A 25,496-nucleotide genomic window follows, 5' to 3' on the forward strand; every position below is an offset into this window, starting at 1 on the left:
AAATGAAAACAAGATATATATTATTCATAGTAGCCGCAGGTATACTGAGTGCCTGTAACAAGAACCTGGAAATTGCACCATTATCCAAAGTTACGCCGGACAAATACCTGCTGGAAGAATCGCAGCTGGCAGCATATGCTATTAAACAATATGAAGGTTTCCCTACATTCGGTTACTTTGATGGTGACGTACATACGGATGTTGCTGCACGCAGGGCCTACGATGTGAAATACACACCCGGCCAGTGGAAGGTGGCGCAATCCGGTGGCGCCTGGTCTTTTACCAGTATCTTCCAATGCAACTATTTCCTGGAAACAGTTACCCCGCGCTTTGCAGAGGGAAAGATCACCGGTAATACCAACAACATTAAACACTATATCGGTGAAATGTATTTCCTCAGAGCCTGGGCTTACTTTGATAAGTTGATGGGGCTGGGAGATTTTCCTATCATCAAAACAACACTGCCGGATGATAAGAAGATCTTAACAGCAGCCTGTAAACGTATGCCACAAACAGAAGTGGCCCGTTTTATTCTTTCTGATCTTGATTCTGCTATTTTGCTGATGGGGAATACTGCACCAAGTGGCGGCAAAAACCGCTTATCTAAGAACTGTGCGTTATTGCTGAAATCAAGGGTCGCGCTTTATGAAGGCACTTTCCTTAAATACTTCAAAGGCACGGCCTTTGTACCCAATGGACCGGAATGGCCGGGTAAAACAAAGGATTACAATGCCTCTTACAACTTTCAATCCGGTAGTATAGAGGGTGAAATCTCTTTCTTTTTAACGCAGGCTATGGAAGCCTCAAAAGCAGTGGCGGATGCCATCACACTGGTGAATAATACCATGGCTGCCGGTACACAAACATCCAACCAGGATTTTGCAGTGGCCAGTGAAGCCAATCCTTATTGCAGGATGTTCAGTGCCACGGACCTGTCTTCATTCAGTGAAGTGCTGTTATGGAGAGATTATGACCGGGGGCTTGGCATCAGTAATGGTATCGCCAATAATGTACAGGCTGCACATAACTGGGGCTTCACAAGAGGTTATGTAGATCGTTTCTTAATGGCGAATGGTTTGCCCATTTATGCCCCCGGTTCCGGTTATGCGGGAGATGATTCCATTCAGCTCATCAGGGAAAAGAGAGACGGCCGCTTATGGTTATTCCTGGCGCAGCCGGGGCAGATAAATATCCTGCAGCCATCTTCTTTAGGAACACATGCTACACCGGTAGTAGGTTATCCGGACATCCTGAACCTGATCGGCAACCACGACCAGGTAACAGGGTACATGAGCCGTAAAGGAAATGTATATGATGGCGCACAATTGGGTAACGGAACGGGAGATATAGGCAGTATTGTATTTAAAGGAACAGAGGCGTTCTTCAATTATATGGAAGCCTGTTATGAAAAAACAGGAGCAGTGGACGGTGTTGCAAAAGCATATTGGGAAGCTATCAGGAAACGCGCAGGTGTGGATATCGATTTTCAGAAAACAATCGCTGCAACAGACCTCACCCAGGAGGCAAAGAACGATTGGGGCGTATATTCCGCAGGTGTAATGGTTGATAAAGTACTCTACAACATCCGCCGCGAAAGAAGCTGTGAGTTAATAGGCGAGGGCATGAGGAATATGGACCTGAAAAGGTGGAGAGCAATGGACCAGATGAGTACCACGCCTTACTTTGTGGAAGGGTTCAAACTTTGGGGGCCGATGAAGAACTGGTATAAAGCATCCACACTTACCTATAATATCGGTGATAAGAGCACGGTGTCTGATCCGGCTATCAGCCCGTATCTGCGTATTTACCAGAAAACACCTTCCGTACTGGCATATACCGGTTATAAATGGACGATGGCCCATTATTACAGTTCTATTGCCATGCAGCACTTCCTGATCACATCAGAGAACAACGATATCAACACTTCCCCGATCTATCAGAACCCGGGTTGGCCAACAGAGGCGAACAGGGGAGCGATAGGCTTTTAAAGAATAAACTTCAGGCAATAAAAAAGGCGTCCCGCACAACGGGACGCCTTTTTTAAAAAATAGCAGTATGTATGCTATTGAGATGTTTTCTTTTTCTTCTTTTCCTGATGATCTACGATTGCACCGGTAGCAGCACCTGCACCGGCCCCGATCAAAGTTCCGATCACCGCACCCTTTGCACGGTCTTTATTCACAATAGCGCCTGTAATGGCACCACCGGCGGCACCCACTACTGCACCCTTGGCAGTATGGCTCCACTTTTTCTTCTTTTGGGCAACAGGTGCATTATTATCAGCAGCAGGAGCAACAGCAACTTCTTCTTTCTCTTTTACATGTTTCATAGAGTCTATTGCCTTTTGCTTAGCCGTATTGATCGCATTGATCGAGTCAAGCGTTGCCTTTTTGGCTGCTTCCACAGCCCTGGCTGTTTCTGCCTTATTGTTACAGGCAGCCAGCGTCATTGTTGTTACGAGTATAATAACCAGGTTTTTCATACCCTGTTCCTTGCAGAAACTATGCCATGTATGCTATACATTGGCATGCAGGTTGTTACCTATTGTAACTATGGACCACATCATCATAAAAGGCGCAAGGGAAAACAACCTGAAGAACGTTTCACTGAATATTCCCAAAAAGAAGATCACGGTATTTACGGGTGTTTCAGGTTCCGGTAAATCATCGCTGGTATTTGATACCATCGCTGCAGAATCACAGCGCCAGCTGAATGAAACTTTCTCCGCTTTTATACGCCATCGCCTGCCGCATTATGGCCAGCCGGAAGCAGATTCCCTGGAAAATCTCTCCGCCGCCATTATCATCGATCAGAAACGTATAGGCGGCAATGCCCGTTCTACAGTAGGTACGGTAACGGATATCTTTACGGTGATCAGGCTTTTGTTCTCCCGTGTTGGTAAACCATTTGTGGGGTATTCCAATGTTTTCTCCTTTAACCATCCACAGGGTATGTGCCCGGAATGCGAAGGTTTGGGTACTGTAGCTACCCTTGATCTGGAATCCTTCTTTGATAAGTCCAGGTCGCTCAACAGTGGCGCCATCCTTTTCCCCGGTTTCTCCAAAGAAAGCTGGCGCTGGTCACGTTATGCCTATTCCGGTTTGTTTGATAATGATAAAAAGCTGAAGGATTATACGAAGGAAGAATGGCACAACTTATTATATGCAGATGATCTTACGCTAAAGAACCCTGACCCGCGTTTTCCACCAACTTCAAAATATGAAGGCATTGTACCACGGTTTCACAGGAGTTACCTGAACAAAGAAAGCAAAGAAGCCAAAGGAGAGGCGTTTGAAAAGATTGTTACACGTGGTACCTGTCCTTCCTGCAAAGGCACCCGCTTTAACCCGGAGATCCTCAGTTGTAAAATAGGTAAATACAATATTGCAGATTTTGCGGCCATGCAGGTCTCTGACCTGCGCAATGTAATAGCCGCTATCAAAGAACCGCTGGCTGCCACCATGGTGTCTGCCATCAATGAACGCCTGAAACACATGGTAGATATCGGGCTGGGATACCTGTTCCTGAACCGGGAAACAGCCAGCCTTTCCGGCGGAGAATCGCAACGGATCAAAATGATCAAACACCTGGGCAGCAGCCTCACGGATATGACTTATATCTTTGATGAACCCAGTATTGGCCTGCATCCCAAAGATGTACACCAGTTGAATGAACTCCTGCAATTGCTCAGGGATAAAGGGAACACCGTACTGGTAGTGGAACATGATCCGGATGTGATAGTAGTAGCAGATCATATTGTGGATATGGGCCCGAAAGCCGGCAGCAATGGAGGAACGGTGGTGTTCGAAGGAACGCTCAAAGGCCTGACGAAAAGCAATACCTTAACCGGTAAATTCCTTTCCCGCCGCAACCCGCTGAAAGAAACACCCCGAACTCCCAATGGCTACCTGCAGATAAAGAACGCTACACTGCATAACCTTCAGCACGTGAACGTGAAAATACCCAAAGGGGTAATGACGGTGGTAACAGGTGTGGCGGGATCCGGTAAAAGCAGCCTGATTAACGGCGTTTTGCCAAAAATATATCCTGAGACCCTTTGTATTGATCAATCGGCTATATCAGGCTCTAAACGTTCTAATCCGGCTACTTACACCGGCATCTTTGATGTCATCAGAAACCTCTTTGCAAAAAAGAACAGGGTGAGCAATTCCTTATTCAGTTACAATGGGGGAGGTGCCTGCCCGGAATGCAGGGGAATTGGTTCGGTAACAATAGACCTGGCTTTTATGGATCCCATCACCAGTATCTGCGAATCCTGTAACGGTAAACGATACAGGGAAGAAGTGCTGAAATACCAGCTGAGAGGAAAGAATATCTGGGAAGTATTGAAGCTCACCGTAGCAGATGCAAAGGATTTCTTCCAGGAGCCGGATATTCAACCGGTATTACAGAAGTTGTATGAAGTAGGCCTGGATTATATTACACTGGGCCAGCCCCTCAGTTCTTTATCGGGCGGGGAACGGCAGCGTATCAAGTTAGCCGCAGAACTGGAAAATACCGGCCAGATCTATGTGCTGGACGAACCCACCACCGGCCTGCACATGAGTGATGTGGACAGATTGATGGGTATACTCAACAAACTGGTGGACAATGGCAGCACATTGATCGTCATTGAACACAACCTGGATGTGGTGAGCCAGGCGGATTGGGTGATAGATATGGGACCGGGTGCAGGCAAGGAAGGCGGTAAGGTAATATTTGAAGGCACACCCACGCAGCTTGTTCAGGATAAGATCTCTGCCACCGGGGTATTCCTCGCCAAACAACTGAAGTTTACATTTTAATAATATTGACCGGCTGACATTCCATTATACCTTTATTACTTTAGTTTTTGATTATGTCAGCGACCGGAACAGCAAATAGCATCTTGATTGCTCAACTGAACAATAGTGATGATGCCGCATTTGAAGCTGTGTATCACCAATATCATCAGGCTATTTTTGCTAATATCTTACGATTGGTAAAACAGCAGCATAAAGCAGAAGATATTCTGCAGGATGTTTTTATCACCCTCTGGGAAAGTCGCTTTAAACTCACACCCCAGCAATCCGTTAGCGGCTGGCTGTTCACCACCAGCTATTTCAAAGCCCTGGAATACCTGCGCAGGTCCGTAAAGGAAAACATCACCTTATTATCTGAGGAACAATATGAATTCCCGGATGAGGATACAGACCTTGAAGACAACTATCAGCAAAAACTCTCCATTATCACCAGTGTAATGGAACTCTTACCGCCCCGTAAAAGAACCGCCTTTCAGTTATGCCGGGTAGAAGGCAAAAGTTATGAAGAAGCTGCGGCCATGCTGGAGATCTCCGTGGAATCCGTACGCGATTATGTAAAAACCTCCTCTATCTTCATCCGTAAACACATTCTTGAAAATAATACAGGTATATCCTTTGTGGGCCTGTATTTCATCAACCTGTACCTCCATTCCTGATGGCCTTAACGATTTGGTAACACTGAAAGCATCCCCATTTTCATCATTCCTGACATTTTAGGGTAGAACTATGGAGCAACTACAATCACTTATAGGAAAGTATTGGGATGGCACAGCCACATCAGAAGAAAAGCAGCAACTGCTGAAGCTGTTATCAACAGATGAGGCAGGGTTGAAAGAATGGTTAGCGCAGCGGTATGAAAAAGACCTGGAAGAAAATACAACCAGTCTTTCCCCGGAACGGTCATTGGAATTGCTGCAGCAGATCAGGCAGCGGAAAGCACCTGTAAAGAACGTATCATCCTTTGGATGGATGCGTTATGCAGCAACCATTTTGCTGATAGCCGGGGCAGGCTGGCTGGCAGTGACCTTATTCAGGAATACCGGCACACAGCAGGTACAGCAGGCATCTGCCATAAAAGCAGGCATACAGTTAAAGCAAGTGGCCAACACAGGCAATGTGCCTAAGACCATCCTGTTACCGGATAGTTCTGTAATCGCCCTCCAGGCAAACAGTATTATCTCATATTATGAACCTTTTGATAATACACAGCGGAACATCAGCCTGACAGGAAAAGCCATGTTCACCGTTGTGGGAGATCCGCAAAGGCCCTTTACGGTATATGCAAATGGTATTGCCACCATAGCACTGGGTACCCGCTTTATGGTGAGCACATTAGAGCAGAAAGTGGATGTAAGGTTATATGAAGGAAAAGTGATGGTACGCTCCACAGATAAAAGTTTTATCATGAAGGATGTGTATCTCAAACCCGGGCAGCAGATCAATATCGATATCGCAGAAAAACAGAGTGAAGTCAGCGGAAAAGATGAAAAGGAGCATGAACACACAGAAGGCCTGGTATTCAGGCAAACACCGCTGCAACAGGTATTTAATAAATTGAGCGCAAGATACAATGTAAGGATCGTCAGCAATGCTACGGAAATGAAGGGGCTGGTATTCACCGGTACATTTGCAGAAACAGACAGTCTGCAAAACATCCTTTCCGTTATAGCAGGATTAAACAATCTCTCCATACTACAGGAGGAAGAAAAGATCATTATTAAAAAATAATTACCCGGTTATACCAACCGTACACATGCAGCAAAATGCTGCGTGAGGAAAACTATTGCCCAAACCAATTAATATTTATATGATCCGTAAAATTTTACAACTAACTATTATCGCCCTGTTGCTGTTGCAAGTAATTGTAATGGCACAGACAGCAACAGTGAGAGGTGTGGTGCAGAATGAGGAAGGGCTCCCGCTGGTGGGTGTGTCCGTGAGCCTGCAACCGGAGAACAGTAACGAAAAACCTATTATCACAGTAACGGGCGAAAAGGGGATGTATGAACTGAACCGTTTGGCTGCAGGCAGTAAATACATTTTCACTTTCACCTATGTGGGATATGAGCCACAGCTGATTCCGGGCTTTCAGATCAAAGCAGGGGAGGATAATACTTTACTTGTAAGGATGAAGGTAGCTTCTTCTTCCCTGAATGAAGTAATGGTGATAGGATATGGTACGCTGCAGAAAAAATACCTGACAGGCGCCGTATCGAGAGTATCGTCTAAGGAACTGGGCACTTACTCTTCCAGCAGTTTTGCCACGCAACTGGCAGGTAAGGCATCAGGTGTAATGATCAACGATGCTTCCGCACAACCCGGTACTGATCCGCAGATTGTGATAAGGGGCGTAGGCACGCTCACTGCCGGAAGGGACCCTTTGGTGGTAGTGGATGGTTTCCCTTTATCAGAAGGTACTTCCTTTAACTCCATTAATCCCGGCGATATTGAAACCATTGATATCTTGAAAGATCCCGCGTCCGCAGCTATTTACGGCTCCAGGGCAGCGAATGGTGTAATCCTTATCACTACAAAGAAAGGCCGGAATGAAAAAATGAAAGTATCCCTGGATATCTATACGGGTGTACAGGAAAGAGCAGATAATGTGGAATATGCAGATGCTTATGAAGCAGCGCAGTATTTTACCGAAGCGAGGGACTGGGGATATGTTTCCAAGAACCCCGCCAACAGACGCGAAACGGACGACAGGGCTACCCGTATTTCCAAAGGCGCTTCCCTGAGAGAATTAAGATTGAACTACATCCAGCCCTGGCTGGATAAAACACCCGGCCTTACCAATACCAACTGGCTGAATGAAACTTTCAGGAAAGGGAAGATGGACAACTATAGCCTTGCGGTATCCGGCGGTACGCAGAAAACGAACTACTATTTCTCCGGTAACTATTTCAAACAGGATGGACTGGTAATAGGGAACGGGTTAAAGCGATATAGCGGCACCTTAAAAGTGGAATCGAAAGTATCCCCCAAACTTGACTTTGGCATTACCCTGAATCCTTCCTACAGTATCAACAATTACTTTACTAACAATGGTAATAACAATACTGACCCTATAGGTGCTACAAATATTATGTATCCCTTTTTCAGTCCGTATAATGCGGATGGTTCACTGGCTATCAGTAAACAGATCATTGCCAATACGCCGGAAGATGGTGCATTGGGAGAAAACACAGTAGCGCTGGCAAAGAAGATCAGCAATGTAAGGAACTTTTTCCGCACCTTCGGTAATACCTTCCTTTCCTACGAGCTGCTGCAGGGGCTGAAACTTAAATTTATGGCCGGTGCGGATTACAGGAGTAACTATTTTTCCATGTTCAATCCATCGGATGTGGGAGCATACAGAACCGCAGCACCCAAACCCGCTTCCGCAACAGAACAGAATGGATCTTCCATTAACTACTTAATGGAAAACACTATCAATTATGCCCGCAGGTTTCGTAAACACGACCTCAATGTACTGGCAGGATATACTTTCCAGAAACAATCCGGTACTACTACAGATATAACAGGCTCGGGTATTCCTGACGATAATATCACCAATATTGGCGGCGCCAGCTCCTTTGCGGTGACCACATCAAAATACACCTGGGTACAGATCTCTTATCTCTCCCGCCTGCAATATTCTTTTGCGGATAAATACATTGTTTCTGCTACTATCCGTAAAGATGGTTCCTCCCGCTTTGGAAAAAATAATAAATGGGGCTCATTCCCCTCTGTAACGGCGGGCTGGATAGCCAGCGAAGAAAAATTCTTCCCTTCTTCCAGCGTGGTTACTTTCGCCAAACTGAGGGCTACCTGGGGCAAAGCCGGTAATAATCAGATAGGCTCCTATGATTCTAAAGCGCTGGTAAGCGGAGGATCCGCCTATAACTACGTATATGGCAACACCCTCTTTTCAGGATTTGCGGCTTCCAGTACTGCCAATGGTAACCTCTCCTGGGAAACAAAAACTTCCACCAACCTGGGATTCGATCTGGGCCTTTTCAACAGGTTTAATGTAACCCTGGATTACTATAATACGCTTACCACCGATCTGCTCCTGGATGTACCGGTGCCCGAACAATCAGGTTTCAGTTCTTCCACCCAGAACATAGGTAAGGTAAAGAACAGTGGCATTGAGGTAACTATTTCAGGAGATGTGCCCTTAGGCAACGTGAAGTGGAACTTCTCCGGTAACATCGCCGCTAATAAGAATGAAGTAAAAGCACTTGCGCCCGGTCAGACGCAGATCATCAGCGGTACGGAAAGTAACTTCTACACAAAGGTAGGTGGCCCCGTGGCGGAACTGTATGGGTACAATGTAACAGGGATCTTCAAATCGCAGGACGAGATCAATAAAACGCCACACCTCTCCGGAACTATAGTAGGGGATTACATTGTAGAAGATGTTAAGAAAGACGGTATCATCGATGCAAATGACATGATCGCCTTCGGCACTTATTTCCCTAAACTTACTTACGGATTCACCAATAACTTCTCATGGCAGAACCTCACGCTCAGTTTTTCACTAAATGGTGTTGCCGGGAGAAAGATCTACGACAGGCAGTTATCTACCCTGGATGAAGCAGGAGAGGGCTTTGCCGTACCCAGTAAATACTATTTCAGGAACCGTTATCATCCGGTGAATAACCCCAATGGATTCCTGGGGCAGCCCAATATGGGCAACTTCTCCACCGCCCGGAAATCTGCCCGTACCTCGAGTATCTTTTACCAGGATGCGGACTATCTGCGGTTGCGCAATGTACAGCTGTCTTACAACCTTCCCCGGACCCTCTTGTCCAGGATCGGGATGTCCGCTGCGGCTGTATATGTAACCGGCAACAACCTTTTCACCATTACAAAATACCGTGGTTACAATCCGGATGCTACAACGGATAATGTATTGACGAGCGGACAAGCCATTTCCAATTACCCGGTTGCCCGTTCTTATGTGCTGGGCCTTAACGTAACCTTTTAAATCAAGAACAGATGAAAAACATAGCTATAACCATCGGCCTGTTAACGATACTGGCTTCCTGTACTAAAGAGCTGGACCAGGACCCTGTTACCTCTAAAGATGTAAGTGTATTCCTCCGGAATGAAACAGAAGTGGAAGAATATGTGAACGCCGTATATGCCAACCTGCAGTACAACGGTTTATATGGCCTGTATCTGCCTGCATTGGCCGAAATACCTTCTGATAATACTTTTGATGAAGTGCCTTTAAATGATGGTGGTATGTACGGGGAACTGGACCTGTTCAATACCATCGCTTCCAACGATATCATTGCCGGTAACTGGAAGGATTCTTACAAGGGTATCCAAAAAGCCAATATTGTACTGAACAGGATCGGGAATATCACTTACCGGGTAGACTCGGTGAAAAGGGCACGCGCAGGAGAAATGAGGTTCATCCGCGCACTGCTTTATTTCAATCTCGTAAGATTATATGGAGATGTGCCACTGGTAACAAAAGAAACCACAGATGTGAATGCTTATTTCGGGCAAGGCCGTACACCAAAGGAAACGGTATATGACCAGGTCAAAAAGGATCTTACGGAAGCCGTGGATTCCTTACCTCTTAACTCCACACAGGCAGGCAAAGTGGTTAAAACAGCCGCCCAGGCGCTGTTAGGCAAAGTATACCTTACTTTAAAGGATTACACGAATGCAAAGAAATACCTGAAGGCTGTAATAGATTCCAAAAAACACGGTCTGCTGGCAAACCCTAACGATATCTTTTCCCTCAGCAATGAGAACAACAAAGAAATCATTTTTGCCGTGCAGTTCTCCTCCGGTATTAATGGTAACTCGGAAGGCAGCAGTATGTACCAGCAGTTCAGTCCCTCTGCCACAGTGAGCGGCGCCAAGGGGCATAACCTCCCGGTAAGGCAGTTGTATAACATGTACACCGCCACAGATACCCGTAAAGCCGCCTATGTAGGTTTGGCCTCCACGGGTATTCCTTTCTGCAACAAACTGAAAAAGCCCAGCACCGTGATCGCAGATGGAGGCAGCGACTTTGTGGTATTGCGTTATGCAGATGTATTGCTCATGATGGCGGAAGTGGAGAACGAATTGAATGATCCGGGAACGGCAGATGATTACCTGAACGAAGTAAGAGTGAGGGCCGGCCTCCTGAATACAACGGCCACCAGCCAGGCAGGTCTGCGTGCAGCCATAGACATGGAAAGGAAACTGGAGCTGATAGGAGAGGGGCATCGCTGGTTCGATCTCCTGCGCACCGGTACTGCCCTCACCGTCATGAACGACTGGTTCAAAAACAGTGGTGTGCCCATTACGGTTGATCAGCACCATCTTTTATTCCCGATCCCTATCGGGCAGATCAATACAGATCCTTCCATTAAACAAAACCCGGGTTATCATTAAACGAAATATATGAAGAAACTGATCTTAGGCTTTTTTATCCTCGCAGGAGCAGGCATCAATGGTTATGCCCAGCAAAGCAGCGAACGCATCCTGCAACGCCTGCAACATCCCTCCCCGGATTATATACTCACTGTAGCACACCGGGGAGACTGGCGGAATGCGCCGGAAAACTCCATCAATGCCATAGACCGGAGTATTAAAATGGGAATTGATATTGTGGAAATAGATGTACGCAAAACCAAAGACGGCCAGCTGGTATTGATCCATGATAAAACGCTGGACAGAACGACCACAGGAAAAGGAAAGGTGGCGGACTGGACACTGGATTCCCTAAAAACACTTTCCCTCCGCCAGGGCCATGGTGCTGCGGTACGGGAAAAAATAGCCACACTGGAAGAAGCGATGCTGTTTGTAAAAGGCAAACCTGTATTGCTCAACCTGGATAAAGCATGGGAATGCCTGGAAGAAACCTACGCCGTGCTGAAGAAAACAGGCACCCTCCGGCAGGGGATCTTCAAAGGCAATGAAACGCTGGAAGAACTGCGGAAGAAACATGGCGCCATTATGGACAGCATTATCTATATGCCCATGGTATGGCCCATGGATTATAACATCTACGGCAAAACCGCAGCAAACCCGGATGAATATGTAAAAGGGTTTATGAAGGATTTCAAGCCCGTTGCGTTTGAAGTGATCTATGATAAAGAAGATTCTCCGGTGCTGTTAAAAGCGTTGCCTGTTATCCGGCAACAGGGTATCACCGTTTGGATCAATACCCTCTGGGATGAATTGTGTGCGGGGCATACAGATGAACTGGCTATTCATAACCCGGATGCCAACTGGGGCTGGGTGATAGAACACGGTGCCAACGTGATACAAACAGACAGGCCCGTGGAATTACTGGCTTACCTGAGAAAGAAGAAATTACACGATTAAAGAAAGAGGCATACCGGTTGATATGCCCCCAATAAGTTAGACACTTTTTGGGGCACTCCACAGTACGGTATGCCTCCTTTTATTTATTCTGCTCTTAAACTTTTCAGGGGATTGGCAAACGCTGCTTTCAACGACTGATGCGCAATGGTAACCGCTGCAATAATGAAAGAAACTGCGATCGCCACTATAAAGATGCCTCCGCCTATGCTCACCTGGTAAGCATAGGTTTCCAGCCAGCTGCGCATAATAAAGTAGGCAACGGGGGCAGCTACAACAAAAGCAATGATGATCAGTACAAAGAATTCTTTTGCAAACAGCACAATGATATTCGCCAGCGAAGCGCCCATCACTTTACGGATACCTACTTCTTTCCTCCGCTGAAGGGCAGCGAAGGCCACCAGCCCGTATAAGCCGAGGCAACCGATAAGGATAGCCAGCGAAGAGAATAAACGAAAAGCCGTATATACCTTTTGTTCCTGTTTGTAGAGGGAGGCAATATGATCATCCAGGAATTCATACCGGAAAACACTTTCCGGGAAAAGGGCAGACCATTCACTTTCTATGCGGTTGATCGTGTTGCGCATATCCGCAGGTTGCAGTTTTACACTGGCTGTAAAGAAGCCCTGTGGCATATAACGAAGGATGCAGGGCCTTCTGTCCTTATGTTTGGATTCACTCTGGAAATCCTGCACAACACCCAGTATGGTACATTGGCGCCCTGCGGCCCTGATATACATACCAACCGCTTCTTCCGGGCGATGTATGCCCAGCTTATGGATCAGGGTTTCGTTCACTACTATGTAACGCGTGGTGTCCTGGGGATTATTTTTACGGATCTTTTCTCCTGCAAGTAGTTTGATATCGAACATATCCATGAAATGTTCATCCACGCTCTTGATCTCTGTTACATCATCTTTTGTAATGCCTCTTTCCGGGCAGGTGAAGGGTGCATAATTACTATTATAGGAAGGTGCTCCGGAAGACAAACTGATGGCTTTCACACCGGAATTAGCCTGTAACTGCTCCCGCAATACATCCTTTTTAGTATTTTCCGGTATGCCAAATGATATCACTGCTTCTTTATTAAAACCCAGGTCACGGTTCTTGAAATAATCCATTTGCGCGGCTACTACCAGGGTACCCACTATCAGTATCTGTGAAATAGTGAATTGAACAAACACCAGTCCTTTGCGTAGTGTAAGCCCTCTTCCGGAAATGGCTGCAACGCCGTTTTTCAGAGAGTCAACAGGCCGGAATGAAGATTGCACAAAAGCAGGATACAAACCTGCCGACAGAATGATCAGGGCCGTTATGGCCAGTAATAATCCAATTACACCCGGCTGGAATAACTGTGTTGCACTGATCTTTACATCCAGCCATTGTGCTGCATTGGGCAGTACCAGGTAAGCAACAAGGCAGCCGATGATCACGGCCAGCAATACCAAAAAGCTCGTTTCTCCCATGAACTGACGGATCAGCTGAGGGCGGTTAGCACCGAGAGCTTTACGCACACCTACTTCTTTGGCGCGTTTGATAGCCTGTGCCGTAGCCAGGTTCACGAAATTGATACAGGCAGTAACGATGATCAGTAAAGCAACTATGCCCAATGCTCGGTAAGTATTGCGGGAAGTGGTAGGCGTAATGCCGCTCAGGTAACGCTGATCAAAATGGATCTCTTTCAGCGGCTGCATCACCAGCTTCGCTTCTTTCGCAATATCGTTGCCCCAGTTCCTGGCAATAAAAGCAGGTAACCTGCTGTTGAGCTTTGCAATATCGTAATGTTCCGGCAGCACGATATAGGTATTCGCATTCATGATCTGGTAGAAGTGTTTCACTCCTGCGATGTCTTTCGCGATCGTTTCACATGAAATGAGGAATGTAAAAGGGAAGTGGGTATTACCCGGGAGGTCTTTGATCAATCCTGTTACCTTCAATCCTTTTTCACCATCTACCTCCATCACCTGGCCCATAGGATCTTCTTTGCCGAAGTATTTCCGGGCAATGCTTTCTGTCAGTACAACGCTGCCCGGAGCACTGAGAGCAGTCTTAGGATCACCGGCCAGCCATTGATGATCAAATGTCCGGAGGAAGGCCGGGTCTGCAAAGGAATATCCTTTTTCTACATAACGGGTATCGCCGATCTTCACAATACCTTCAGGCTGGTACCATACCTGGCTTACGTCTTCCAGCTCCGGAAAATCAGTACGCAGGGCAGGGGTAACGGCCATGGAAACACTGGGGTTGAAGTCAAGTGCATTCATGGTTACCCTGTAGGTACGGTCTGCCTTCCTGTGCCAGGCATCGTAACTTAACTCGTTCTTCGTAATTAAGAAGATGACCAGGCAGGAAGCAATGCTTAACGTTAGTCCCATGACATTAAGGGATACATAACCTAAGTTGCGCCATATATTCCTGCACGCGACGATAAGGTAGTTTTTCAGCATGGCTAGTTGGGCACAAAGGGAATGCCAGTGGTAATGGCGTTGATTATCAATGGGTATTGATGCTTCGGTTGTCCGGTTTTAACCCGTACGGTGTTCGCTTTTGAACAGGATAAATAGAAGGGTTTGTTATCTGTAAAGATCAGTTTTCCGTGCTGGTCCACATACATCCCCGGTTTGGAAAGCGGGATCTTTTCTTCTTCTTTTTTATACACACCTTCGAGGTGCACGGCAATCTCTTCCGCCTCCATTCCCACTTTCAACATCTGCATAGCCATGCCTGTCAAAGCCCGGTACATTTCATGCACCCTGTTTTCTTCCGGCAGGCTGCGGTAGCAACGGGAAGCCAGTCTGGATGCGATCACCAGCATACCGGCATACGCCATGGTTCTTTTGAACCGGGGATCTTTCTTTACGCGTTTGCCGGTTAAGGAGCTTTTCAAACGGGCATAGTAACCATCCTTCGTTTTATAAAAACAAATGTTATCAATGGTACCTCTGATCTTTATCGGGCCGGTTTGCTTTGCCATATGGCAAAAATAAGGGATAGCATACATCCGGTTTATTGGGATTTCCCAAAAAAGCATAGCAATCCCGTAGCAATCCCGTAGTAATCCCGTAGTAATCCCGTATCAAACCCGTATCAATCCCGTATCAAAAGCATAGTAAAAGCGCACTTTCCTGATAGCAGATTATGTAGATATTTTTGTATGTTTACGCTGCCTGACAGCACGAATAACAGGAAGTGTCAGCCGCCAGCACCCGTACCATGTAACACATGAACAAGTCCCAGCTCTATAATAGTGACCTGATTTCCATTAAAAATGGAGACAGGAAGGCATTTGATAATTTTTACGTTGCGTATTTCGACCGCATCTTTGTTTTGCTTCTTTTCTTTTCCAAATCCAGGGAAGTAGCGCAAGACCTGTCCCAGGAAACTTTTGCAAGAGTTTGGGAATCCCGCGCATCCCTAAACCCGGAAAATTCGCTTAAAAGCTATACCCGCCGCATCGCGAAAAATCTTCTCCAGGACTATTTCCGGAAAATTGCCGTAAGAAATAAACACGAAAAAAATTTGCAGGCAGCAGACCAGGTGGAAAACAAAACGATGGATCGGGTATTAGACAGCGAACTGCGGAACCTGCTGGAAGAAGCCGTAAAAAAACTCCCCCCTGACAAACAAGTGATTTTCAGGATGAGCCGTTATGAACACCTTACCTATGCAGAAATAGCAGCTGCGTTGAATATTACCCCCAAAGCCGTTGAAAGACATATGGCAAGAGCGCTGCAATATCTCAGAACCTATCTTACCGAAAAGGCCGGATACCAGTTGCCGGTTTGCCTTTTGTTCTTCAGCACCCTGTCTCAATAAAAAAAATGCAAACAGAGGGGGGATAGCTCACAGTAGAACGTATTAGTTATTATATCGCTGCCAAATGAATAGATCCAGATGAATAGATCAAGGCTATATGCCATTCTCGAAAAAATAAAAAAGGGTAATTCCACAAAGGAAGAAAGAGATCTGTTGGTCCAGTGGTATGAGGCTGCTGATGAAGCAGATGCGGAAGAATTGTTTGATGAGGTTGGAGATATCATAGATCGCATGGATCTGCCTTCCCTGAAAACGCTGGAGATGCAACTGTCTGATACTGAAATGCCAAGAGTGATCCCAATCCGCAACCGCTGGCGCAGGCTGGGCATCGCGGCTGCAGTTTTGATCTTAGTTTTCTCCACTATTGGCGTTTACCGCTCTTTCAAAGGCAGCCGGCTTTCTATGACGGTTTATAGTACCGGCAAAGGCGAAACGCGCCATATCCGGTTGCCAGACGGGTCTGAGGTTACATTGAATGCCAGCAGTGCACTAAAGGTGCCGGAATCATTTCTGTCGGAGGAAAGGAGCGTTTTCCTGAAAGGCGAAGCTTTTTTCTCTGTTTCGAAGTCCGAAAAGCTGCCGTTCAGCGTCTTGTCGGAAGACAGCGTATTGGTGAAGGTGCTGGGAACTTCCTTTAACATCAATGCCTATAGCAGCAACATAGAAACGAAAGTGGCTGTTTTAACGGGAAAGGTGGCGATAAGCAAGGCTGATCAGCAACTGGGTTTGTTCAGTGCCGGTCAGCAACTTATATACAATAAAGACAGCCGGCTTTTTTCACGGACAAACGAAGAGAATGCAGACGCCTGGCTGAAAGGTACAGTGGCTTTCCGGGGTAATACCCTGAATGAAGTGGTAGAAACGTTATCCAGGGTTTATAATAAGGAAATAGCGCTGAAACCGGGTGTGAATGGAGAGCTACAGTTTACCGGCAACTTTGAAAAGGAATTGGGAATTGATAACATTTTGAAAATGGTATGTGCGCTTCATAGTTTGGAATATACATACAAAAACAACCAGATCGTAATCAGCAGAAAGCAACTTTAACAAAAAAAATAAGCGAAAAAAAAATGACAGCATGCGCAGGCATTGCTGAGGGCTTTGCTTTGCCTGCAAACATAAGTCCGGCCATTGCTCTGCAAAAAATGTATCAATACTAAATTCAAATAAAAACTCCACGTCAGTTATGAGATGCAACCAAAAGAGAAAAATTTTACACCGGCGCATATTTGTACCGGTGATGGTGTTTTTTGCCGTCTTCCTGTTGTCGGGTGCTATGGCGCTACCCTGCCATGCGCAACAGATTGATGAAGTACGTATTTCCCTTAAAGGAGGTGGGCGAACAGTGGTCGAAGTACTGGATGAGATCCAGCAAAAATCGGCTTTCCAGTTTGTATATGATCCTAAGCAAATAAACGGCAACAACATAAAAATTCACCAGTCATTCAGGAATGCCACGGTAAAAAGTGTGCTGGACAGCCTGCGGCTGACCAGCCAGGTAAATGGTAAAAATGTGCTCCTCACCAGGGCATCGGCTTCGGCGCCAGGTGCTGAGAAGATCAGGATCAAAGGTATCGTGAAGGATAGCCGGGGAACGCTGCTGCCGGGTGTGCTGGTACAGGAAATGGGCACAGAAAACGCCCAGGTTACAAACGCAACCGGCGCATATGAGATCATGGCGGATGCCGGGGGCACACTGTTATTTAAAATGATGAGGTATGCGGAGAGCGTAATACCTGTTGAGGGCAGAAGTATCATCAACATTACACTTCAGGATGCGGCGAAACAGCTGGATGAAGCCGTAGTGGTGGGGTTTGGAACGCAAAAAAAGTATTCCGTTGTAGGCGCTATCACTACTATCCAGCCTGAGGAACTGCAGATGAGCACCAGCCGCTCGCTCAGCAGCAATCTGGCCGGGCAGCTTTCCGGCATTATTGCAACGCAACGCAGCGGTGAGCCGGGTTATGACAATGCGAGTTTCTGGATCCGGGGGATTTCCACGTTTGCGGGAAGCCGTAGTCCACTGGTATTGGTTGACGGAGTGGAGCGGTCGCTGAACAATATAGACCCTGCAGAAATTGAATCTTTCTCCATCCTGAAAGATGCTGCTGCCAGTGCTGTATATGGCGTACGTGGCGCAAATGGCGTTATCATCATCAATACCAAAAGAGGGCATATTGGAAAGCCTGCCATGAATATACGCATGGAGCAGGGATTCACACAACCGGTGAAGATACCGGATTTCCTGGGCGCCGCGGATTACCTGGAAGTATTGAACGGCATTGCCAGGGAATCTGGCGGACAGATACCTTACACGCAGGAGCAGATAGACAATATCCGCAACAAGGTGGATCCGGACCTATACCCCGATGTTAACTGGCTGGATGCCATCACCAACAACCATGCATCTAACACCAGGGTAAACCTGACTGTATCCGGCGGCAGTGATTTTCTGCGTTATGCCTTTGTGGGTTCCTATTATGGGGAGAACGGCATTATGAGCAGAGATGAAACGCAAAGCTGGAACTCATCGCTCAAATTGAAGCGGTATAATATGCGCACCAACATCGATCTGAAACTCACGCCTTCAACCCTGATGCGGGTTAACCTGGGGGGGTATCTGCAGGATGGGAACAGGGCGCCCCAGTCCATCGATGACCTGTTCAGCAGGGCATTTGAAATACCGCCGTACGTGCATCCTGCCCGCTACTCTTCCGGAGAAATTCCTGTTACGCCGGAACGCTCAAACCCCTGGGCCCTTGCCACCCAAACCGGCTACGACCGGTCCAGCACCAGCAAACTGGAATCCCTGTTCGCTATCGAGCAAAACCTGGATGCGCTTACAGAAGGACTAAAAGCGAATGTCAAATTTTCATTCGACCGTTATTCAGGTAACAGTGTAAGACGCAGCAAAACGCCGGACTACTACAATCCCGCCACAGCCAGGCTGCCTGATGGTTCGCTGGATCTTGTCATCTACAAATACGGCGAACAATTCCTGGGCTATTCCACCGGGTCTGAATGGGGAGATAAAAGTGTGTACCTGGAAGCGTCCCTGAACTATAGCCGTAACTTCGGCCGTCACTATACAGACGCGTTATTCCTTTACAATCAGCGGAACTATGATAATGGAGACCGGCTTCCTTTCAGGAATCAGGGCATTGCAGGGCGTTTCTCTTATGCCTTCGATCACCGGTATATCGCAGAGTTCAACTTTGGGTATAACGGCTCAGAAAACTTCGCCAGAGGCCGCCGCTTTGGTTTCTTTCCCTCTGTAGCCATTGGCTGGCTCATCAGCGAGGAGCCATTTATGAAACGTTTCAATAACACGATCTCGAAGTTAAAAGTGAGAGGTTCCTATGGCCTGGTAGGAAACGACAGGATAGATGGCCGCCGCTTTGCTTATATCACCACCATCGGCGATACGGATGGTTATAGCTGGGGGATTGACGCGGATTACGGCCGGGCTGGCAGAAGAGAAGGAGATTACGGCGTTGAAAACCTAACCTGGGAAACGGTAACCAAAACCAATGTAGGTATAGAACTGGGCTTGTTCAACAGCATAGAGCTGCGGGTTGACCTGTTTGATGAGTTACGCCGCGACATATTCATGCAGCGCAAAACGATCCCTGGTTCTGCAGGTTTTATCCAAACCCCCTGGGCAAACTTCGGGAAAGTGAACAACAGGGGATTGGATATGTCTCTTGACATTAAAAGACAGTTCAATTCCAACTTTTTCCTGTCAGTAAGAGGTAACCTTACCTATGCTGTCAACAAAATACTGGAACAGGATGAGCCGGCTACCGTAATTGGTACCAATCGTTCATCTACAGGCAAACCTGTAGGGCAAATATTTGGCCTGGTAGCAGAGGGGCTGTTTTCCGAAGCGGATTTCGAGGATGTGGATAACGGTGTGCTGAACAAGTCCATCCCCGCACACACTTACGGCCTTGTGCGCCCCGGAGACATCAAATACAAGGATCTCAACGGTGATGGCTTCATCAACGATTTTGACCGCACTGCAATTGGCGGCACCGTAGATCCCCAGATCGTATATGGATTCGGATTGAATGCGCGGTACAGGCAGTTTGATATTGGACTTTTTTTCCAGGGCAATGCTAAAACACAACGCGTGATCGGTGAAGGCACTACCTACTTTATTCCGGGTTCCGGCAGCGGAGCCCTGGGAAATATTTATGCAAACGTAGAGGACCGCTGGACAAAGGAAAACCCAAGGCAGGATGTTTTCTGGCCGCGGCTTTCCAACTCCGTGCATGCTAACAACACACAGGCTTCCACATGGTGGCTGAGAGACATGAGCATGATCCGGCTCAGGAACCTTGAACTGGGGTATAATTTCCGCACCTATCACTTTGGCAAAGTAAAAATGGATAATGCACGCCTTTTTATCAGGGGCAACAATCTTTTCGTTCTTTCCTCCTTCGACCTGTGGGACCCGGAACTGGGTTCATCTAATGGTTTCAGGTACCCGATCATGAAATCGTTGTCCGTTGGATTGAATGCAAATTTCTAAGTTCCACTAAACACACGTCAAATTATGAAAAAACTGATCTACATATTCCTGCTGCCCTTGCTGCTGTTATTCAATTCCTGCGAAAAGTTCCTGGACAAATCACCGGAAGACCTGCTGACGCTCGACATGATATTCAATGATAAAACGAGAACGGAAGATTGGCTGGCCGGTATTTATGCCAGCGTTCCCGATCCTTACTGGGGCTTTGCAAGAAGTATTGCATACGATCCCCTGTCGGACGATATGGCGCCTTCAACAGGTTGGGAACAATTCGGCTGGACCGTAATAGGCAGGCAAACCGGGAACTGGAACCCTACCACCTCCTGGGATCCGAATTACTGGACGGTCCTGCAGCAGCGCATCCGCTCTGCCTATATTTTCATCGGCAGGGTAAAGGCCAATCCTGTGCAAAAAGTGACGGAAGAAGAAGTAGAGCTCCTGAAGAACGAAGCACGGTTCCTGATAGCTTATTATTACTGGCTGCTGACGGAAGCGTACGGCGTGGTTCCCTTCAATGCCGGGATCATACCTACAAACGCAACGGAAGAAGAACTGATGCAGGCGCAGATCCCCTTTGACAGGATGATTGACTGGATAGATAAAGAACTGAAAGAGGTATCTGGCAAACTACCTGCTTCCTATAATATTCCCAGCAAATACGGGCGCGCCACTTCCATCATGTGCCTGGCGGTGAGGGCGAGGATGCTGTTATTTGCTGCCAGCCCGCTGGTGAACGGCAACCCCGATTATAAGGGATTTAAAAACAACAAACAGGAAGAATTATATAACGGTACCTATGATCCGGAGAAATGGGTGCGTGCAAAAAATGCCTGCAAGGAACTCCTTGATGCAGCCCATTCGGCAGGGCATCAACTGTACATTGAATTTAACAAGGATGGTGCTATCGATCCGTTCATGTCATATCAGAACATGATGTTCGCAAAAGGAAATCAGAACAAAGAAATACTTTTTGCACGGCCAGTCGCGAACCACTGGGAATACGACAAACATGCCCAGCCAAGAGGTACGGGAGGTAACGGCGGAATGGGTATTACGCAATCGCTCGTGGATGCCTTTTTTATGAATAACGGACGCCCTATTACAGACCCCTCTTCCGGTTATGTGGAAAAAGGATTCTCCACCCTGCCCGAAGTACGCAACACAAAATGGCTGGAAGCGCAGGGGGATCAGGCAGGTAAGGAAGGACAGGTAACGCTGGCAGGGACCTACAACATGTACTGCAACCGCGAAGCACGGTTTTATGTATCCGTACTGTATAACCGGGCATGGTTCCGCCGGGAAGGCCGCACCACCCGCTTTATGCAACGGGAATGGGACGGTGGCCCTACGCACGATGCACCTCAGAATGGTTACCTGCTGAGAAAGAAAGTGCACCCGGCCTTTGATCCACGGACAGGTGCAAACCCCTACCGCCCTGGTATCCTCTACCGGCTTGGAGAAGCTTACCTTAATTACGCAGAAGCGCTCAACGAAGCAGACCCCAATAATACTGAGATATTTACCTATCTCAACCGTGTGAGGGAAAGGGCCGGTTTACCGGGCTATGGTACAGGTGCCGGACAAATTCCACTTGCCGGACAGGCGGAAGTACGGGAGGCCATCAGGAGGGAACGCCGCGTAGAACTGAATAATGAAGGGCTGCGCTGGAATGATATCCGTCGCTGGAAAATTGGTGAAGCAACACTCGATGGTAACTTCTACGGCATGAACTATAACGGCTCGCAACTCAGCGATGATGAAAATGATCCCCAGGCTTTTTTCAAGCGGACCGTATATCAAAGACGCAGGTTCAGTAAAAAGAACTACTGGTTTCCTGTTCCCCAATCAGAGATTGACAAGAACCCCAACCTGGCTCAAAATCCGTTTTGGTTGAATTAATTTAAAAAATGATGATCACGGTAAATGTCCATTTGCCGTGATCATTCATTTAAACCCCAAAATCACCATTTCAACCAACAGAATAAACATTTGATGATATTGTAACATCTGAGATCCTTCCCCGCCATATAGCTTTGCGGAAAACATTTCAAGTACAATGAAAAAATCAGTATTTCTTTTTGTTACCCTCATCACATTTTTGTCCGCCTGCAAGGATAAGGACAACCCAGCCCCGGATAACAGTAAAAAGTTCCTCAAAAAAGTAGTATCCGTAGAAGCGGGCGTTACCACTGTGTACAACGTCACCTACGATGCGCAGAACCGCATCATATCATCTAACAGGGAAGATGGTTTAGAAACAAGGGAATTCACGTACAACGACAAAGGCTTTATCTCAAAGATCAGCCTCCGGCAGGATAAGGACAATGATGTATATGAATTCACCTACAACGCCGCAGGTGAGCCCCAGGCCGGTATCCATAAGATGTATGCAGAAGGCGCGCTGTACGCAACAGAAAACTACCAGTACACCCTCGCTAACGGAAAAGTTACCCAGATCCATTCCATTACCCATACAGAGGAGGGAGAGATGGAAACTACTTACAAGCTGTTCTACACCGGTGCGAATTTCACCAAACTAACTTCAGAAGGAGATGCGGGAGAAGTGAACGTTACACTCACCTATGGCAATAAGAAATCGCCTTACAGCGGTTTCCTGATGAAGTATGCCCTGGTTCCCAGTATTGCATTTGAATTATTCTCCCCCAATGAAATGCTGACGATGGACTTTAAATACGTTGGAGGCGGGCCTGACTTTTCCAGTACGGTCACTTACACTTATGGTGCAGATGGATTCCCCACAAAATCAGTAACGAAATTCGCTGACGAGACAGATAACGATGTAACGTCAACATTCGAATACAGGTAATGCCTTAACCCCAGGGATCCCTGTAGATCTCATCGTAACTGTTAACCTCAATCACTTTTAATCCTGTACTTTTCAGGAACAACGCCTTGCCCGCACTGCGGGCATTTGGCGTTTCTGTACGCGGCATCACATACCATCCTTCCTTTTTCCTGTCGGGGAATTTTTTAAAGTACTTCGCTCTTTCTATCAGCAGCCAGCGGATAAATACTTCATTTTCTTCCATGGAAAGACCAAAGATGCAAAGGGGCTTGTTTAACAGGATCTCCAGCCAGGTTTGTTTTCCTTTCCAGTGTTTATGTGCATATAGCCCCCGGCTCATAAGGCTGCGGGCACGTTCCACGCAACCCATATAATGGGAGAGGCCCAGCCGGATGCTGCGGGGATACCGTACAAAACCATTGATATACCAGATGCCAAAGCCGGCCGTGGGGCTTTTCAATTGCTGATCCCCATAATAAGTGCTCCAGGGGTAGAAATCGGAGAAACCTTTTTTATCCGTGAAGTATTGCTGCAGGTCCAGCGACCTGGGCAAGACCAGGTCGAAATTAGTGGTCAGTACCGGGCTGCCCATTTCCCGGGCTTTGGTGATAAAGCTTTTATGATGTGGTTGGAAAGACCAGTCTCCCAGCAACCTGGCCGCTTCTTTCTGAATAGCGTAATTGGCCGTTGATCCCTGTATGTCCAGCAGGTCGTAAAACTCCGTCATGCTAAGTCCCTGGGGTATCTGCTCAAAGTTTTCAGGGGAGAACTTCTTCCATAGCTGTAATAACAGGTGGTCCCAGGAAATGGCCTTTGGATTTCCTGGGTAACGATTAATACCATTGCCCACAATAAAGGCAATGTTTTCCCGGTTTGCTGATATGATCTCCCTGAGCGGCATATAAATGCTAATATAATGGAACAGATTGCCAATATGAGCATTCTATGGCATCCGGAATAGTTTTTTATTGCAGGCGAAATTGAATGTGCTTCACAGAGGCAACTTTATACATGCTAAGGCGTCTTTATATCAAGATAGTTTCAATATAACAGCTAAGGCCGGAACCCGGTATCCAACATATTGTATCAAGTATTTTTCTTTGTAAACAATGTATCCCCGCAGGTAGTCTTGCCTGCGGGTTTTTCTTTCCCGCATTTGTAATTCTAAATGTTTTCCCTACATTTACAATCTCCCCCCCCTCACATATTCAATTAATAGTTCCAACCTGTATTTATGAAAGGAATGTCGTTGGGAGAGATGCACTCATTCAGCATCCGGCAGGATGTAATACCTTACTACTATACACAGTTCCACACCCATGCGGAGGTGGAGATCGTTCATGTCGAAGAAGGGAAAGGTCTGCATTTTATCGGCAAACATGTATCCGGCTTCCAGCCCGGCGATGTGCTCATGATCGGCGCAGATGTACCTCATTACTGGAAACGCAGTGAAGAAGACGCGACCAGGGCTACGCTGCTGCATTTCAGGGAAGATTTCTGGGGCGAAACTTTCCTGCGCCTCCATGAAAATGCACATATCCGTTCCCTGCTCCAAAAAGCCAGAAAGGGAATTGTGATAAAAGGGGATACCGGCAAACAGGCCGCAGATATGCTCAGCCGCATGCTGAGCGCCGGAGCTACAGAAAAACTCATATTGCTGCTCAATCTTTTACATGTGATCTCCCGCGCTGAGGACCTGGAATTTCTTTCAGACAGTATGATCTCCCCGGATAAGGATGAAATGGACCGGATCAATAACGTATACCGTTATTCCCAGATGCATTTCACCAGGAAGATAGACCTGGAGGAGATAGCGGCGGTGGCCTGTATCAGTCCCAACTCTTTTTGCCGCTTCTTTAAGTCGAAAACGAAAAAAACATTTTCCCGCTTCCTGATGGAGCTTAGAGTAGGGCATGCCTGCAAGTTATTGATGGAAAGCCGCCTGAATAACAAGCGGATATGTTTTGAAAGTGGCTTTAATAATTTCTCCAATTTCCATAAGTGTTTTAAGCAGGTAACGGGAAAAAGCCCGCTGGAATATCAGAAGTCGTTCCAATTGGATTAATATCACATATAAATTATTATTTTGTCTGACAATAATATTAGATTTAGGATCAAAATCTATACCGGGGGATTTTTAATATAACCTAACCCGTAAGCATCAACTAGACCGTGAAAGTATTGCATAGAAATTTTGGACTGACTAGGGGATTGACAC

Annotated in this window: 17 protein-coding genes; 13 read left to right on the forward strand and 4 right to left on the reverse strand. The window is 46.9% G+C overall.

Features of this window, described 5'->3' with window-relative positions; genetic code table 11:
* Positions 1-2: 2 nt before the first annotated feature.
* Positions 3-1,988 carry a RagB/SusD family nutrient uptake outer membrane protein gene (locus tag AAHN97_RS07225; protein WP_343306891.1) on the forward strand — a complete coding sequence of 662 codons (1,986 nt, stop codon included), beginning with the start codon at positions 3-5 and terminating at the stop codon, positions 1,986-1,988.
* 74 nt (positions 1,989-2,062) lie between these two features.
* Here AAHN97_RS07225 and AAHN97_RS07230 read toward each other — a convergent pair whose 3' ends face one another.
* Positions 2,063-2,482: a glycine zipper domain-containing protein gene (locus tag AAHN97_RS07230; protein ID WP_343306892.1), complete on the reverse strand. Its 420-nt coding sequence runs from the start codon at positions 2,480-2,482 to the stop codon at positions 2,063-2,065.
* A gap of 70 nt (positions 2,483-2,552) precedes the next feature.
* Between AAHN97_RS07230 and AAHN97_RS07235 the strand changes: the two genes are divergently transcribed.
* The 6 genes from AAHN97_RS07235 (at position 2,553) to AAHN97_RS07260 (ending at position 12,125) form a co-directional block, all read left to right on the forward strand.
* Positions 2,553-4,805, forward strand: coding sequence for an excinuclease ABC subunit UvrA (locus tag AAHN97_RS07235; RefSeq protein WP_343306893.1), 2,253 nt, complete (start codon positions 2,553-2,555; stop codon positions 4,803-4,805).
* A gap of 53 nt (positions 4,806-4,858) precedes the next feature.
* Positions 4,859-5,458, forward strand: a complete 600-nt coding sequence (locus AAHN97_RS07240; protein WP_343306894.1) for an RNA polymerase sigma factor — start codon at positions 4,859-4,861, stop codon at positions 5,456-5,458.
* 70 nt (positions 5,459-5,528) lie between these two features.
* Positions 5,529-6,530, forward strand: a complete 1,002-nt coding sequence (locus tag AAHN97_RS07245) for a FecR family protein (RefSeq protein ID WP_343306895.1) — start codon at positions 5,529-5,531, stop codon at positions 6,528-6,530.
* Between the two features lie 79 nt (positions 6,531-6,609).
* Positions 6,610-9,777 (forward strand): SusC/RagA family TonB-linked outer membrane protein, encoded by a 3,168-nt coding sequence (locus AAHN97_RS07250; RefSeq protein WP_343306896.1) that lies wholly within the window; start codon positions 6,610-6,612, stop codon positions 9,775-9,777.
* Between the two features lie 11 nt (positions 9,778-9,788).
* On the forward strand, positions 9,789-11,189 hold the full coding sequence (locus tag AAHN97_RS07255; RefSeq protein WP_343306897.1) for a RagB/SusD family nutrient uptake outer membrane protein: 1,401 nt from the start codon (positions 9,789-9,791) through the stop codon (positions 11,187-11,189).
* A 9-nt stretch (positions 11,190-11,198) separates the two neighbouring features.
* Positions 11,199-12,125, forward strand: a complete 927-nt coding sequence (locus AAHN97_RS07260) for a glycerophosphodiester phosphodiesterase family protein (RefSeq protein WP_343306898.1) — start codon at positions 11,199-11,201, stop codon at positions 12,123-12,125.
* An 83-nt stretch (positions 12,126-12,208) separates the two neighbouring features.
* Here the strand turns inward: AAHN97_RS07260 and AAHN97_RS07265 are convergent, their stop codons facing one another.
* Together AAHN97_RS07265 and AAHN97_RS07270 are read right to left on the reverse strand one after the other, a co-directional pair.
* The gene (locus AAHN97_RS07265; RefSeq protein ID WP_343306899.1) at positions 12,209-14,497 is read right to left on the reverse strand and encodes an ABC transporter permease; all 2,289 of its coding nucleotides are present in this window, start codon (positions 14,495-14,497) and stop codon (positions 12,209-12,211) included.
* Between the two features lie 74 nt (positions 14,498-14,571).
* Positions 14,572-15,096, reverse strand: a complete 525-nt coding sequence (locus AAHN97_RS07270) for a hypothetical protein (RefSeq protein WP_343306900.1) — start codon at positions 15,094-15,096, stop codon at positions 14,572-14,574.
* A 248-nt stretch (positions 15,097-15,344) separates the two neighbouring features.
* Here AAHN97_RS07270 and AAHN97_RS07275 point away from each other — a divergent pair, with 248 nt between their 5' ends.
* The 5 genes from AAHN97_RS07275 (at position 15,345) to AAHN97_RS07295 (ending at position 23,299) form a co-directional block, all read left to right on the forward strand.
* Positions 15,345-15,938: an RNA polymerase sigma factor gene (locus tag AAHN97_RS07275; RefSeq protein ID WP_343306901.1), complete on the forward strand. Its 594-nt coding sequence runs from the start codon at positions 15,345-15,347 to the stop codon at positions 15,936-15,938.
* A 78-nt stretch (positions 15,939-16,016) separates the two neighbouring features.
* On the forward strand, positions 16,017-16,985 hold the full coding sequence (locus AAHN97_RS07280; protein ID WP_343306902.1) for a FecR family protein: 969 nt from the start codon (positions 16,017-16,019) through the stop codon (positions 16,983-16,985).
* 139 nt (positions 16,986-17,124) lie between these two features.
* On the forward strand, positions 17,125-20,472 hold the full coding sequence (locus AAHN97_RS07285) for a SusC/RagA family TonB-linked outer membrane protein (protein WP_343306903.1): 3,348 nt from the start codon (positions 17,125-17,127) through the stop codon (positions 20,470-20,472).
* Between the two features lie 24 nt (positions 20,473-20,496).
* A complete protein-coding gene (locus tag AAHN97_RS07290; protein ID WP_343306904.1) occupies positions 20,497-22,371 on the forward strand; it encodes a RagB/SusD family nutrient uptake outer membrane protein in 1,875 nt (624 codons plus the stop codon).
* Positions 22,372-22,528: 157 nt separating this feature from the next.
* Positions 22,529-23,299 carry a hypothetical protein gene (locus AAHN97_RS07295; RefSeq protein WP_343306905.1) on the forward strand — a complete coding sequence of 257 codons (771 nt, stop codon included), beginning with the start codon at positions 22,529-22,531 and terminating at the stop codon, positions 23,297-23,299.
* Positions 23,300-23,303: 4 nt separating this feature from the next.
* On the opposite strand, the gene AAHN97_RS07300 is transcribed toward AAHN97_RS07295, so the two are convergent.
* Positions 23,304-24,179 carry an SIR2 family protein gene (locus tag AAHN97_RS07300; protein WP_343306906.1) on the reverse strand — a complete coding sequence of 292 codons (876 nt, stop codon included), beginning with the start codon at positions 24,177-24,179 and terminating at the stop codon, positions 23,304-23,306.
* A gap of 333 nt (positions 24,180-24,512) precedes the next feature.
* Between AAHN97_RS07300 and AAHN97_RS07305 the strand changes: the two genes are divergently transcribed.
* Positions 24,513-25,343, forward strand: coding sequence for an AraC family transcriptional regulator (locus tag AAHN97_RS07305; RefSeq protein WP_343306907.1), 831 nt, complete (start codon positions 24,513-24,515; stop codon positions 25,341-25,343).
* Positions 25,344-25,496 lie beyond the last annotated feature (153 nt).

It is taken from the genome of Chitinophaga niabensis (genome assembly GCF_039545795.1).
GTDB lineage: Bacteria > Bacteroidota > Bacteroidia > Chitinophagales > Chitinophagaceae > Chitinophaga > Chitinophaga niabensis_B.